Here is a 14,424-nt window from a genome sequence, read left to right as displayed (position 1 = left end):
AACAGAAACCCACCAAGCAAGCCAATAAATTCATTGTCGTTTTTAAAACTAAGCTGGGCAAATTGCTAGCAACGGTTTTGTGTATGGCTCGTTGCGGGAAATCCGCGAGGATTTTCCGCCGTAACACGAAGATAGCAAATTGCAATGAATTCCGATTAGGAATTCAGCCGCAATGAGCTATACACGTTGTTAGCAAACGTTTTTTTCTTTTATAAATTTATTTTTTTTATCAACGTTTCTTTGTCAATTCCTGTTTTAATTTCAGAGCTGTCGTTCATTACAATTGAACAAATCGCCATTGTATTAACTTTAACATAAGAAATGTTATCCACGTTTATTAGTTTGACTGTATCGTCATTGTCAATTATTTCTATAAAATTTGCCATATCAGTTATTTATTATTCGTAATTCCATAATTCGTTATCATTCCAGAATTTCTCAGCTCTTTCCTTATATTCACTTTCCATAGGCGTTTCGTAGGCTTTTTTTATCCAATAAGCACAAAGCTTTTTATTTTTGTCAGTACCTTGTCCATAGAAATACATTCGACCAATGTAGAACAGAGATTTAGCGTCAAGTTCAAATCCAAGTCCTCGCTGTATGTAGTAAAAAGCATCTTTATAACTTTTTAGAGTTCCTTCTCCGTCGTAATACATATAAGCAACTCTCGCATTTGCGCCGACAACTCCGTTTTCAGCACTTTTTTTGAACCAATAAAAAGCTTTTTTAAAATTTTTTTCGGTTCCTTTTCCTTCGTAATACATTTCTCCTAATTCCATTTGAGCAAAAGGCTGTATTTCTAAGTTATCATTTCGAGCATTTTTTTCAGTCTTTTCAAAAAGTTGTTTTTCTTCTTTTTTGTTTATTGTTTTCTCTCCGTTTTGAGAATAACTTATTGAGAATAACAACAAACTTGCAATTAATAGAATCTTATTCATAATGTTAATTTTTTTCTCAAATGTTTGCTAACTTATTTATATGGATTATTAAATGCATCATAATATTCCATTAAGGTGGGATAACGATGTATTTTTAATAAAATTTCCACTGTTATTATTTTAGGTTAGTTTTCATGCAATATAATAAAATTCTTATAATGTGTCGAGGGAATTCTCTATGATTTTAAATTGTTGTTGTGTTAAGGAAATGGAGAAATATACAATGAATCAAAAAACTAAATTGTTTTAGTAGGACTTTTTCTGCAATATAGTTTGTCCAATAAATAAATGAATAGAATTGAATTTTAATTTCATTGTTAATACTTTAGATAAACAAAATAATAGGATTACCTAGCGTGTGTGTGATTGGTATGATAAGAATGATGATAAAGAGTATAAGGTAGTTTTGCCGAAATTAAGGCTTGAAAAAGTCAAATGATTATTTGTAAATAATTGAAAAGTTAAACACTAACTGATTTTTTATCAAAACTCTGATATGGAAGGTGTCTTTGATTGGCTTAGGTAATTTTTTTTTAGTTTTATAAAGTTAAGTTGGAATAGTAAACCCCTTTATGGTTCATGAAAGTGTCAGCTTTTTTATTTAATTCTAAAGTTTCACCATTAAAATGAGTGGCAGTTAAACCTAATTCTTGGAAAATACATGCTGTAGCAGCAAAGTCCCAAATACTACCGCCTCCAAGGTCTTTTTTAGGGAGTTTTAAAAAACATGCGGGTCCGTTTTCTATAACTATAATAGCACTTAGTACGGCACCTGCTCCTGAAATTTCCTTAATATATTTTAGGCCTAAGTCAGTTTTGTGTTTATTGAGTATGTCTTGTATTTCAGTAGATTTTGGAGTATCCCTTAACTTTTTATCGGTAACGTAAGTTAAATAGTCGTTGGTGTTTTGAATGTTCCAAGGACTTTTATTTTTATATGCACCATGTCCTTTTATTGCATGGTATAATATTTTAGTGCTAGGGTCGAATACAACCCCTATTACTGGTGTTCCATCTTTGGCAATTAAAGCAATAGACACAGAAAACCCAGGTTGTTTATTAATAAAAGCTAGTGTGCCATCTAAAGGGTCTATACACCAAAAGTACTCCTTTTTAAATCGGCTTTCATCATCTTCTGTTTCTTCGGAAAGTAAACCAATATCATGCGCTTTACACGTGGGCTTTAAATACGATAAAATGATACGTTCACATTCGCGATCTACTTTTGTTACAACTTGAGACGCATAGTTAGAACCTCCTTCTTTTTTTTCTACAACAATGTTATCATTTAAATGCTTTTGAATGGTTTTTCCAGCTGAAAGTGCTGCTTCAATGGCAATATTTGTCAAATGTTTTAAGTCCATTTTTATAGATTTTTAATGACTTCAGAAGTTATTCTTTCACTGTAACTATTAATTTTCCAATGGCTGGGGCTCCAACCCTTTAAAAACCGATGAAAATCTGCCCAGGCCACTCGATATAAGGGGCGCCATTCGTTTTCAAGGGCTACATTCCGTTCACCGAGTGCTTGGTGTAAATAGGCAAAGTATGTGTCTAGGAGTTTTGATTCTAAACGTTCACAATCCCTTTCATTAAGGCAACTTCCAATAAAATACGAAACGTCTTTCATACCACATCCACCGCCTACATATTGAAAATCTACGCCAGCAACTTGTCCGCTTTCTGAAAAACAAAAGTTGGCCAATTTTGCATCGCCATGAACAAACGCTTTAAAGTTGCAGTTATTCAGTTTGTTGTTAATAGCTGCAGCAGCATTTTTCAAAGGTTCATCTTCTAAAACCTCTAGTTCTTGAGGTCTAGTTTCCAAATGCCAATAGGTGCCAACTTCCCAAAGGCCGTCAGGAACTTTCCCTAAATAGCTGGCATGGAATTGTGCTAACCATTTTAAACAAGTCTCTATATCTTTCCATGTTACCTTTTGCTTTCGTAATGGGAAACCTGCCATATCTAAATCTTCAAGAACTATCAGTGTTTCATCACCCTTACTTTCAATAGCAAAACACTTTGGTAAACGTGCTAAACTGTGTTTACTATATAACTTATACCAAGTGGTTTCTACTTCATAAGATTTCAGTTTTCTTTGATGACCAATATCAGAGTTCCATCCTCTAGGGTGGGTATTCCCACTAGATAATTGAATATGTTTAACAACAACACTTTCTATAGGTGTATTTTCTAAGGCAACACGTATTATTTTACCATAACCACTCCATAGTTCCTGTATAGTTTCTTTTTCAACTAAAGAGGAAGCATTCGTTTTCTGTAAAATAATAGATTTAAAATATTCGTTCATAAGGTTTCAAAGGTAGGAAAATGTGATTTTTATGCATTGGAAAAAAATATAGCTTTTAAAAGCTGTTAACTATGATAATTATGTTCAAAATCATTAATTTCTATAATAAGAGCAAGAATTATTATAAATCAGAGTACTCAACTCAGTACACGATTTTACTAGAAAGAGTTTAAAAAGCATCAATTTTGTTTGTTTTTTTCAAACTCCAACTTACAATTCCGCAAATTTCGCTCTTTTATTCCATTTTATTTAAAAGCATTATATTGAGATGGCAAAATGTTATCTATGGCAAAACAAAGCGACTCACACTCTTGGCTTCAAATTATTAAGGAACTTGTAGAGGCTTATTTTAAAAGCTCAAAAAAAACAACTAGAACATGGCATCAACACGTGGTTCCATACGATGAAGGGTGGGCGGTGCGACGTGAAGGTAACAAGCGTATCACTTCTAAACACAGGAAACAAAGCACTGCCATAAACAAAGCCAAAACCATTGCTAAACGCCGTAAAGCAGATGTGATTATACATCGAGCTAGTGGTGGTATCCGGGAGCGCATTAGTTATGACTAAAAGATGATTTTCCTATGTGTTATCAAAATAAAAGGGATGGCATCAATGTTGAGCTAACCTCTTTCTCAATATTTTCTGCACATCCAAATTATCCTTTTGCGGAATTAAAAAGGCTTCCAATGCTTCCGGTGTATTAATTTGTTCTGTTTTATCAATAAAACCGTATCCTAAATAAACACTGTTTTTAATTAAAACAAATGCCTCTTCGTCGTCATGTCTTCCTTTTTGTTTGAGCACCATATCTTTTGTGTTTTCAATGGTAAATGAAATGGCTGAGCTTACACGTAAATTATATGAGTTTACCGTTTCATTATTTGAACAGATGCCTTTACACGTGGTGATTTTATAATGAGAACATTGCGAAACGCCATCTTGTAAATGACAAAATTTAGGGCACAGTTCAAATTGAGCACAAATCTTTTCTAAGTATTGTCTGCAATCTGTAATAGTGGAAAAGGTTTGGATGGGGTTTGGTGTTGCCTTTAACGTATTGTAGGCTAAATGTTTTATGCCTTTTCTGTCTTCATAACTAAAAATGGCATAGGCTTTGGGGTTGCGTTTTGAAACCACGTTGTATATTGGATAATGGTGTTTAATGGCGGCGTCTTCCATAAGTAACGCAATGAGTTCGCTGCCCGATAATTCAAAATCAATATCCCTGGTTTCTCTAACCATGTCTAAGGATTTTTTTGTTTTACTATAAAAGTGACTTAAAACCCGTTTTTTGATGTCTTTAGCTTTACCGATATAAATAATTTTTCCTTTCTTATCTTTAAAAAAGTAGACACCTGCCTTGTTGGGCAGATTATTAAAAACAGCTGTTGGTAAGTGCGATGGCAAGGTGGCTTCTTTAGATGATTTTTTTAAGAAGTCGTTGAAAACGGTTTCAGCATTTTCTTTGTTTAACAGCATTTCAAACAAAACAACGGTTGCTTCGGCATCACCTTTTGCTCTATGCCTTCCGTTAATTTCAATGTTTAGTGCTTTACAGATCTTTCCGAGGCTATACGATTTATAACCGAGCATCAGTTTTCTTGACAGCCTAACCGTGCATAGTTTTTTTCTTCTAAAATCTATACCAATCGCCTTAAATTCATTGCGGATGACATTGTAATCGAAATTTACACTATGGGCGACAAAAATGGTGTTTTCCGTTATTTCTAAAATAGCGTTGGCGATGTCTGAAAATGTTGGGGCATTGGCAACCATTAAATTATCAATCCCGGTTAATGCGGTGATGTAATCGGGGATATAAGCTTCTGGATTTACCAGCGATGTAAACTCGTCGACAACCTGATTGCCATCATATTTAAAAATAGATATTTCCGTAATTTTATTACCCTGTCCGGTGGTTTCAACGTCAATGATGGTATACATTATCTTAATTTTTCCAAAGCTTTTAACTCCACGCCCAAATCATTAAACATATTTATGATACTGCTGATTTTTAAATCCTGTGCATCGTATTCTTGGGTATTAATGCTACAGGTAAATTCCCAGATTTCCAACACTTCATCAATGGGCACGCTGTAGTCGTGATACGTTTTGTTATCGGACATTAAAAGTAACGACCCGTTAAAATCAATATTGTTCATAACCCGTTTGTACACCATTCCTTCATTGAGGGTTACCAAAACATAGGTTTTCCCTGTTTTTATTTCGCTCCTATCTTCAATAAAACGCCCCACAACATAAGAGCCATCTTTCATGGGCAGCATAGAATCGCCTTTTATGGGGAAAGCTCTGTGTTTTCCCGTGGGTAAAAACGGTAGCTTGATTTTTTCCAATTGCTCGATGTATTCAGGGTCGTCATAACCAGATAAGTAGCCTGCCGATGCTTTAATGGGCACGACTTCAATTAAATTATCGTTGTCTTTATCAACCGTTATGGGAAACAAAACACGCTGATTGCCAATATCGATAAACGAAAAATCACTGGCTTTTGTTAGGTCTTTACGCAATAGAATATCAATGGGCAATTTAAAATAATCGGAGAGTGTAATTAAAAACTCAATGGTAGGTGCAGAGCGTGCTTCTTCGTAAGATGAAATACGAGAACGGGTTACCTGTAATTCATCAGCAAGTGCCTCTTGGGTTAAACCCTTGAGGTGTCTTAAATGTGAAATGTTTTTTGCAATTATTTTCATAATGCTACAAATATAAGCAATAACTGCTACATATAATAGCTAATTTTGAAGCATGGAAAAACAAATTTTGCATTTAGACTTAGATACCTTCTTTGTGTCTTGTGAGCGGCTGATAGACAGTAGTTTGCAAAAAAGGCCGTTGTTGGTTGGTGGCACTGGAGATCGGGGTGTTGTTGCGGCATGCAGCTATGAAACGAGACGTTTTGGTGTGCATTCTGGCATGTCTATGAAACTGGCAAGACGTTTATGTCCAGAGGCTGTGGTTATTCGTGGCAACTCATCGATATATACCAAATACTCGCATCAGGTTACCGAAATTATCAAGGAAAAAGTCCCTGTTTTTGAAAAAGCAAGCATTGATGAGTTTTATGCCGATTTAAGTGGCATGGATAAGTTTTTTGGCAGTTATAAATACGCCACCGAAATGCGCAACACCATAATTAAAGAAACAGGTTTGCCCATTTCGTTTGGGCTGTCGGGGAATAAAATCGTTTCAAAGGTAGCAACAGGCGAGGCCAAGCCCAACAACCAATTGCGTATCGATTTAGGTTACGAAAAACTCTTTTTGGCACCGTTATCCATACGTAAAATCCCATCGGTTGGCAGTAAAACTTACCAAACCTTACGGAATTTAGGTATCGATAAAGTTAGGGTGGTGCAGCAAATGCCCATTGAAATGATGACCAGTGTTTTGGGTAAAAATGGCGCAACCATTTGGAAACGCGCCCATGGACTGGATAATCCGCCATTAACGCCTTACCACGAACGTAAATCCATTTCAACAGAACGCACCTTTAATAAGGATACCATTGATGTGATAAAATTACGGACGACCATTTTTGCCATGGCCGAAAATCTGGCCTTTCAGTTAAGGCGGGGCAATAAACTGGCATCCTGCATCAGTGTGAAAATTAGGTATTCCGATTTTAACACCTATTCCAAACAGATAAAAATCCCATATACCAGTGCAGATCATGTTATTATCCCCAAGGTTTTGGAGCTGTTCGATAAGTTGTATCAGCGTCGCTTGTTAATTCGGTTGGTGGGCGTCAAGTTCAGCGATTTAGTAACGGGAAACTACCAGATTAATTTATTTGATGACACTGAGGAAATGCTGAGCCTTTACGATGCCATGGATACCATTCGCAAGCGTTATGGCGAATTAAGCATTCAAAAAGCAGCATCAATGGGCGCAAAAACCATAGGGCGATTTCAAAACCCTTTTAACGGAGAACCACCAATGTTATTAGCACACAGAAAACAATAATGTATTTAAACTGTCATTCTTATTATTCACTTCGATATGGCACTTTTTCTGAAATTGAATTATTGGAATTAGCCAAAGAAAACCATATCTCAAGCTTAGTATTAACCGATATTAATAATACATCTGCATGCTTAAATTTTATTCAACAATCAAAAAAATATGGCATAAAACCTATAGTTGGTATAGATTTTAGGAACGGCGCAAAACAAAAATTTATCGGTATAGCTAGAAATAATAAAGGCTTTTATGAATTGAACAAGCTATTGTCACATCATCTGGAAAACAAAATAGAGTTTCCAGATATGGCACCAAAGCTTTCAAATACATTTATTGTTTACCCTTTTGAAACTGTTTTAGAGCTGGAAATAACCTCTTTTCAAGAGAATGAGTTTATTGGGATTTCTGTTGAAGAATTGAAAAAACTCCGATTTTCCAAACTGAAAGATTTCAAAGATAAATTAGTCATTCAGCAAACCGTTACCCTTAGAAACAAAAGAGATTTTAATGCACATCGTTTGCTTAGGGCTATTGATAATAACTGTTTGTTAAGTAAGCTTCCAAAAACTGAAGAATGCAGGCCAAATGAAAGTATGATTTCAAAGGAAAACCTGGAAATCGCATTCTCTGATTTCCCTCATATCATAGAAAACACGCTCCATCTTATGGGGCAATGCGGCATCGATTTTAGTTTTGGAAGTGAACGGCAATCCCAGAATTTAAAACTATATACCAATACGGTTGAAGAAGATTATAACAGCTTGAAAAAACTATGTGACGCTGGTTTTTCAAAACGATATCCGAACCCAACCGATAAGGTGTTTAAAAGATTGAACAAAGAGTTGAAAACCATAAAAGAACTAAATTTTGTGAGTTTCTTTTTAATCAATCACGATATCGTTACTTACGCTAAAAGCCAAGGTTATTTTCATGTGGGGCGGGGTAGTGGCGCTAATAGTATTGTGGCATATATTATTGGCATTACCGATGTAGACCCCATAGAACTGGATTTGTATTTTGAGCGCTTTATAAATCCGTTTAGGGCATCGCCACCAGATTTTGATATTGATTTTTCGTGGAAAGATAGAGATGATGTTACGCAATATATTTTCAACAGATTTGAAAATACCGCCCTTTTAGCAACCTATAATACCTTTAAATATAGAGCGGTAGTACGGGAACTGGGAAAAGTTTTTGGTTTGCCAAAAGAAGAGATAGACAAGTTGAGTAAAGGAAATTTGCCTATAAATCAAATAGACGAAATTGGGCAGCTGGTTTTAAAATACGGTAAGTTAATTGAGGGTTTTCCAAACTATGTGAGTGTGCATTCGGCAGGTATTTTAATTCTCGATAAACCCATTCATAATTATTCTGCAACATTTTTGCCGCCAAAGGGCTATCCTACGGTACAGTTTGATATGATTATAGCCGAAGATGTTGGTATTTTTAAATTCGATATTTTAGGGCAACGAGGTTTGGCGAAAATTAAGGACACCTTACAAATTATAGCAAAAAACAGACCCGAATTGCCGCCTATTGATATTCACGATTTACCACGTTTTAAAAATGATAAAAAAATCAATAATCTGCTTAAAAGCGGAGGTGCTATAGGAGCGTATTATGTAGAATCTCCCGCCATGCGTGGCTTAATGATTAAACTACAAACCCAAGATTATTTGGGGCTGGTAGCGGCAAGTTCAATAATCCGCCCAGGCGTTTCTGGCTCAGGTATGAAAGAAGAATTCATAAAAAGACATCGGTTTCCGGAATTTAGAAAAAATGCACATCCTGTTTTACTGGAAATCATGCCCGATACTTATGGTGTTATGGTATATCAAGAAGATGTGTTAAAAGTGGCCCATCAATTTGCAGGTTTAACATTGGGCGAAGCAGATGTTTTAAGACGAGGTATGAGTGGCAAGTTTCGTTCACGTGAGGAGTTTTTAGCGGTAGAACAAAAGTTCATTTCAAATTGTAAAAATAAAGGCTATTCGGATAAGTTGATAAACGAGGTTTGGAACCAAATAAAAAGTTTTGCAGGTTATGCTTTTGCTAAAGGGCACTCCGCATCTTATGCTGTCGAGAGCTATCAAAGCCTGTTTTTAAAATGCTATTTCCCCATTGAATTTATGGTGGCGGTTTTAAATAATGGTGGCGGATTTTACAGTACCGAACATTATTTGCACGAGGCCAAAATGCAAGGAGCCACTATAAAATTACCTTGTATAAATTATAGCGACCATGCAAACAGGGTAATGGATAAAGGCATTTATTTAGGTTTTGGATATTTAAAGAATTTAGAAAAATTAGTTGTTCAAAGACTGCTTACTGAAAGACAATTGCATGGGTATTATACTTCTTTGGAAGATTTTATCGATCGGATAACCATTAGCATAGAGCAATTATCAATTTTAATACGCATAGGTTGTTTTAGGTTTACCGAAAAATCGAAAACTGAACTTATGTGGCATGCCATTTTTAAGCTTAACGCCACTAAATCTTCAAATAAACAACCTAAATTATTCAAACCAAAGCACAAACATTTTGAATTACCTGTTTTAGAAGTAAGTGCTTTAGAAAGTGCCTATGACGAAATGGAATTATTGGGGTTCCCGTTATGTGGTTATTTTGATTTGGTAGATGAGCCTTTAGAAAATGATATCACATCAGATAACATGGGAAATTATGTGAATAAAGAAGTTGTAATTTATGGAAACTTGGTCAACACAAGGCATAATAAAACGTCACAAGGAAAATTAATGCGATTGAGCACATTTGTTGATAAACACGGAAAATACTTTGATGCTGTGCATTTTACAGAAGTCGTCCATAAATACGCCATACATGGACTAGGTGTTTATAAGTGCCTTGGGGTTATTACAAAAAAACATGGATTCTGTAGTATGATAATTTCTAAAAGTAGAAAAGTTAGGATTAAACCCAATCCTAGGGCGGTAGATTAGACATAAGCACTTTAGGTATCGCCTTTAAAAAGAGCTATTTTCCACATCCATTTCTTAGAAAACTTCAATTGGCCATCAACTTTTGCAAGCTTAAAATTTAAAACGTCATCTGTTTCCGGACCCAGAGCAGCTATAAAAATTTTGGCTCAAAGCGAGGGGGTTTTATTAGATCCTGTTTATTCAGGTAGAGCTTTTTATGGCATGATCGATTATCTTGATAACAAGAAATTAAGGAACAACTCTAATGTTCTTTTTTGGCATACAGATGGATTGCCCGCTAATTTTTATTATTCTAAAGAGTTAAGGGAGTAGAATTATACATTAATGTCATTTGATGTCATATAAAACCAATTGAAAAGCAGGCTTAAAAAACAACCATTTGTTGTACCTATGTTGTACCTAAAACAAAAAAGCCGAAGACTAATCTTCAGCTTTCCCTTGTATACCTTGTAGCGAGAGGGGGGCACGATCCCCCGACCTCCGGGTTATGAATCCGACGCTCTAACCAGCTGAGCTACCTCGCCATAATTTAAGGCTGCAAATATAAAAACAATATTATTCTCAACAAACTTTTAACGCCGTAAAATATTATTAAAAATTACTGTTAAACTTATCAATTAATGTATATATTGAGCATCATAAATTTTACAGCACTTATGGACGAGAAAATTAAATTTGAAATTGAATTTCCAATACACGCATCACCACAATTACTATATCAATACATTTCTACGCCATCAGGTTTATCTGAATGGTTTTCAGATAATGTAAACTCCAGAGGCGAATTATTTACTTTTATTTGGGACGATAGCGAAGAAAAAGCAAAACTATTAAGCAAAAAAAGTGGCGAACGCATTAAGTTTAGATGGCTAAACGATGAAGACGATACAACGTCGTATTTTGAAATTAGAATTCAAGTCGATGAAATCACTAAAGATGTGTCGTTAATGGTAACCGATTTTGCCGATGAAGATGAAGTTGACGAAGCTAAAATGCTATGGGAAAATCAAATTGCAGATTTAAAGCAAGTATTGGGTTCCGCATAATTAAATAAAACATAAATCAATTATATTTGTCCCACTTTTAATTAAACTGAAAGTGGGATTTTTTTATGATAAATTTTAACGAGCAAATTGTAGAGCCAGATTCTAAATTATCAATAAACAGCAGGGGTTTTAATTACGGCGATGCCCTTTTTGAAACCATTAAAACCTCCTACGGGAAACTGCTTTTTTGGGAAGACCATTATTTTAGGTTAATGGCATCAATGCGCATTATGCGTATGGAAATCCCGATGAATTTCACCATGGAATTTCTCGAAGAACAAATTCAAAAAACATTAAAAGCAAATCAACTGCAACAAGCATCGGCCCGGGTTAAATTAATGGTGCAACGCCACCAAGGCGGCTTGTATTTGCCGGATAGTAATTCAGTTGATTTTATAATAACAACCCAAGCTGTACCAGACGATTTTTATTTGCTTAAAGACGATTTTTACGAAGTCGATTTGTTTAAGGATTATTATGTATCACCCACTTTATTATCTACTTTAAAAACCAATAACAAAGCCCTTAATGTGGTGGGAAGTATTTATGCAAAAGAAAACAGCTTACACAACTGTTTGCTTTTAAACACCAACAAACACGTTATTGAAGCATTAAACGGAAATGTTTTTGTGGTAAAGGATAATGTGATAAAAACACCCCCAATAGCTGATGGTTGTTTAAAAGGCATTATGCGAAAACAACTTATTGATATTGTAAAAAAGATGCCTGAATTAGAGGTGATGGAAGCTTCCATATCGCCGTTCGAGCTTCAAAAAGCCGACGAAATTTTTATAACAAATGTTATTGTGGGTATTCAGCCCGTAACAAAATACAGAAAAAAAACATTCAAAAACGACGTGTCTAAAATGCTATTGCAAAAATTGAATGTTAAAATTAGATTGAGCAGCACGAACTAAACCTTTGTAGCCGTTCTGGTTTTACTTTTTTTTTTGGAAATTGGGATTTATTTTTTTTGGAATTTGATAGCTCGAATGCTTGCGGCGAGGTAGTTCATTTAATATCAGTTATAATTCGGATTTTCAGGAGCATTGGACCAAATGCTGTACTCGCCACCAAATTCTAGCATCTTTTCTTTCCAAAACGATTCGTAATTTTTTTCAATAATATGTTCCTTGTAGATGTTGTTCGTAACAACCCACGAATTCGCTTTTAATTCTTCATCCAACTGATTGGTTTCCCATCCAGAATATCCAAGAAAAAACCGAATATCGGTTTCCTTAATAGAGCCGCTTGCAATAAGTTCGGCAACTTTACTAAAATCGCCACCCCAATAAATACCCAAAGAAATCTCAATACTCTCAGGAATTAAGTCCGGTACTTTATGTATAAAATATAGATTGTCTTGCTCAACGGGGCCGCCGTTGTAAACTTTAAAATTGGCCTCAACATCTGGCACCAAATCGCTAATAGTGTACTCTAAGGGCTTATTCAAAATAAAACCTATAGAGCCCTCATGCGAGTGATCTGCTAACAAAACTATGGAGCGATTAAAAGAAACATCTCCTATTATAGCAGGTTCTGCGATTAACAAATCACCTTTTTTGGGTTTAGTTGTAATCATACTGTCGAGGAATTTATCAATTAAATCTAATATTTTTTTATTTAAAATGCAACTGTTTTACCATATTCAACAAAAAATGCCTTCAATTCTGAAGGCATTTAAAGAATATATTATCGGTAAATATTAGTTTACTGCATTTGATAAATCAGATCCAGCTTTAAACTTTACTACGTTTTTAGCTTTGATTTTGATAGTCTCTCCAGTTTGAGGATTTCTTCCCTCTCTTGCAGCTCTTTTAGAAACTGACCAAGATCCGAATCCTACTAAAGAAACTCTGTTGCCTTTTTGTAAAGCCCCTTCAATTTCAATAATTGCGCATTCTAAAGCTTTTTTTGCAGCTGCTTTAGTAATTCCTGCGTGTTCTGCCATGGCATCGATTAAATCTGTTTTGTTCATAATATAAAATTTAATAATTAATAAATTGGTTAAACATTTTTGTTAAATCCTTTACAAATTTATACGGATTATACTACCATGCAAGTAATAGCAAGGGAAATACCCGCTTTTGTTGATAACTTAATGCTTTTGTTAATAAAGACAATGCGTTTTGTCGATGTTTTTATAATATGAGTGGGAATAAGGGTTTAGAGCACTTTGGCACCATCTTGAAAAGCATACCCGTTTAAAAGCGATTTTATATCCATGTTGCGCTTACCCGGAAGCTTAATTTCCTTTATAATAAGGTAACCATTTGTAACAGCAACCTTTACTTCGTTTTTATTCGAAACCACGGTTCCTAGTTCCAAGGCGTGAGCTGTTTTTTCTTTTTCGGCTTTATAGATTTTAACGTCCAATTCGTCCGCGCCATTTATTAACCTGCACCAAGCTGCAGGATACGGACTCAACCCACGGATATGATTGTAAATATTATCCAAAGTATCGTTCCAATCTATTTTACAATTGTCCCTATTTAGTTTGTGCGCAGTTTTTATAGCGTCGGAGTCTATTTGGGGAGTCGTTTTCACATCGCCCTTTTCAATTAAAGCAACGGTTTTTAAAACCAGTGCGCTGCCAACAACCATCAATTTGTCGTGTAAGCTTCCTGCATTTTCCTCAGGGTCTATGGCCACGTCCTCTTGAAGAATCATTTCGCCCGTATCAATTTTCTCATCAATAAAAAACGTTGAAACTCCGGTTTTGGTTTCGCCGTTTATAATAGCCCAATTAATAGGTGCGGCACCGCGGTAATTAGGCAACAACGAAGCGTGTAAATTAAAGGTGCCGTATTCCGGCATTTGCCAAACCACTTGGGGCAGCATCCTAAAAGCCACCACAATTTGAAGGTTGGCTTTTAAAGCCTTTAGCTCATTCAAAAAATCCTCGCTTTTTAAATTTGTGGGCTGCAAAATGTTTAAGCCCACAGATTTTGCATATTGCTTTACCGCACTTTCGTTCAATTTTCGTCCGCGGCCGGCAGGTCTGTCGGGTGCTGTAATAACGCCCGCAATAGTATAGTTGTTTTCTACCAATGTTTTTAAGGTCGCAACTGCAAAATCTGGCGTACCCATAAAAACAATTCTTAAGTTTTTCATTTTTTTTTGTATTTAAAATTTGGGCGTTCCCCTGCGCTTCGAGTACCTCAGCGCTTGTCGGGTCGGGC

The 14,424-nt window shown here is 35.5% G+C and carries 14 protein-coding genes and 1 tRNA gene; 5 read left to right on the top strand and 10 right to left on the bottom strand.

The window, feature by feature from the left end:
• Positions 1 to 209: 209 nt before the first annotated feature.
• The 4 genes from ACN5J7_RS14410 to ACN5J7_RS14395 form a co-directional block, all read right to left on the bottom strand.
• A complete protein-coding gene (locus ACN5J7_RS14410) occupies positions 210 to 386 on the bottom strand; it encodes a hypothetical protein (RefSeq protein ID WP_418604440.1) in 177 nt (58 codons plus the stop codon).
• 12 nt (positions 387 to 398) lie between these two features.
• On the bottom strand, positions 399 to 938 hold the full coding sequence (locus ACN5J7_RS14405; protein WP_418604439.1) for a tetratricopeptide repeat protein: 540 nt from the start codon (positions 936 to 938) through the stop codon (positions 399 to 401).
• 539 nt (positions 939 to 1,477) lie between these two features.
• Positions 1,478 to 2,302: a 3'(2'),5'-bisphosphate nucleotidase CysQ family protein gene (locus ACN5J7_RS14400; protein WP_311939028.1), complete on the bottom strand. Its 825-nt coding sequence runs from the start codon at positions 2,300 to 2,302 to the stop codon at positions 1,478 to 1,480.
• 2 nt (positions 2,303 to 2,304) lie between these two features.
• Positions 2,305 to 3,252 carry an oxidoreductase family protein gene (locus ACN5J7_RS14395; protein ID WP_311939025.1) on the bottom strand — a complete coding sequence of 316 codons (948 nt, stop codon included), beginning with the start codon at positions 3,250 to 3,252 and terminating at the stop codon, positions 2,305 to 2,307.
• Between the two features lie 285 nt (positions 3,253 to 3,537).
• Between ACN5J7_RS14395 and ACN5J7_RS14390 the strand changes: the two genes are divergently transcribed.
• A complete protein-coding gene (locus tag ACN5J7_RS14390) occupies positions 3,538 to 3,822 on the top strand; it encodes a DUF2188 domain-containing protein (RefSeq protein ID WP_311939023.1) in 285 nt (94 codons plus the stop codon).
• 42 nt (positions 3,823 to 3,864) lie between these two features.
• Here the strand turns inward: ACN5J7_RS14390 and ACN5J7_RS14385 are convergent, their stop codons facing one another.
• On the bottom strand, positions 3,865 to 5,202 hold the full coding sequence (locus ACN5J7_RS14385; RefSeq protein WP_311939065.1) for an exonuclease domain-containing protein: 1,338 nt from the start codon (positions 5,200 to 5,202) through the stop codon (positions 3,865 to 3,867).
• On the bottom strand, positions 5,199 to 5,969 hold the full coding sequence (locus ACN5J7_RS14380) for an XRE family transcriptional regulator (protein WP_311939021.1): 771 nt from the start codon (positions 5,967 to 5,969) through the stop codon (positions 5,199 to 5,201). Before ACN5J7_RS14380 ends, ACN5J7_RS14385 begins: the two co-directional genes overlap by 4 nt.
• Before the next feature lie 52 nt (positions 5,970 to 6,021).
• On the opposite strand from ACN5J7_RS14380, the gene dinB reads away from it, so the two are divergent.
• The gene (dinB, locus tag ACN5J7_RS14375) at positions 6,022 to 7,236 is read left to right on the top strand and encodes a DNA polymerase IV (protein WP_418604438.1); all 1,215 of its coding nucleotides are present in this window, start codon (positions 6,022 to 6,024) and stop codon (positions 7,234 to 7,236) included.
• Positions 7,236 to 10,196 (top strand): DNA polymerase III subunit alpha, encoded by a 2,961-nt coding sequence (locus ACN5J7_RS14370; RefSeq protein ID WP_418604437.1) that lies wholly within the window; start codon positions 7,236 to 7,238, stop codon positions 10,194 to 10,196. The genes dinB and ACN5J7_RS14370 overlap by 1 nt, the downstream gene beginning before the upstream one ends.
• A 450-nt stretch (positions 10,197 to 10,646) precedes the next feature.
• Here ACN5J7_RS14370 and ACN5J7_RS14365 read toward each other — a convergent pair.
• Positions 10,647 to 10,720: transfer RNA gene (locus ACN5J7_RS14365), tRNA-Met, on the bottom strand.
• Between the two features lie 132 nt (positions 10,721 to 10,852).
• Between ACN5J7_RS14365 and ACN5J7_RS14360 the strand changes: the two genes are divergently transcribed.
• Entirely contained in the window at positions 10,853 to 11,242 is a 390-nt protein-coding gene (locus ACN5J7_RS14360) for an START-like domain-containing protein (RefSeq protein ID WP_311939016.1), read from the top strand.
• Between the two features lie 65 nt (positions 11,243 to 11,307).
• Entirely contained in the window at positions 11,308 to 12,159 is an 852-nt protein-coding gene (locus tag ACN5J7_RS14355) for an aminotransferase class IV (RefSeq protein WP_418604436.1), read from the top strand.
• Positions 12,160 to 12,263: 104 nt separating this feature from the next.
• On the opposite strand, the gene ACN5J7_RS14350 is transcribed toward ACN5J7_RS14355, so the two are convergent.
• The 3 genes from ACN5J7_RS14350 to fmt form a co-directional block, all read right to left on the bottom strand.
• A complete protein-coding gene (locus ACN5J7_RS14350; protein ID WP_311939012.1) occupies positions 12,264 to 12,824 on the bottom strand; it encodes a YqgE/AlgH family protein in 561 nt (186 codons plus the stop codon).
• A gap of 123 nt (positions 12,825 to 12,947) precedes the next feature.
• Entirely contained in the window at positions 12,948 to 13,220 is a 273-nt protein-coding gene (locus ACN5J7_RS14345; RefSeq protein WP_290268080.1) for an HU family DNA-binding protein, read from the bottom strand.
• 188 nt (positions 13,221 to 13,408) lie between these two features.
• On the bottom strand, positions 13,409 to 14,356 hold the full coding sequence (fmt, locus tag ACN5J7_RS14340; protein WP_418604435.1) for a methionyl-tRNA formyltransferase: 948 nt from the start codon (positions 14,354 to 14,356) through the stop codon (positions 13,409 to 13,411).
• Positions 14,357 to 14,424 lie beyond the last annotated feature (68 nt).

It is taken from the genome of Hwangdonia sp. (genome assembly GCF_048381975.1).
GTDB lineage: Bacteria > Bacteroidota > Bacteroidia > Flavobacteriales > Flavobacteriaceae > Hwangdonia > Hwangdonia seohaensis.
The sequence above is the reverse complement of the archived record's forward strand: the minus strand, read 5'-3'. Positions and strand labels throughout refer to the sequence as shown.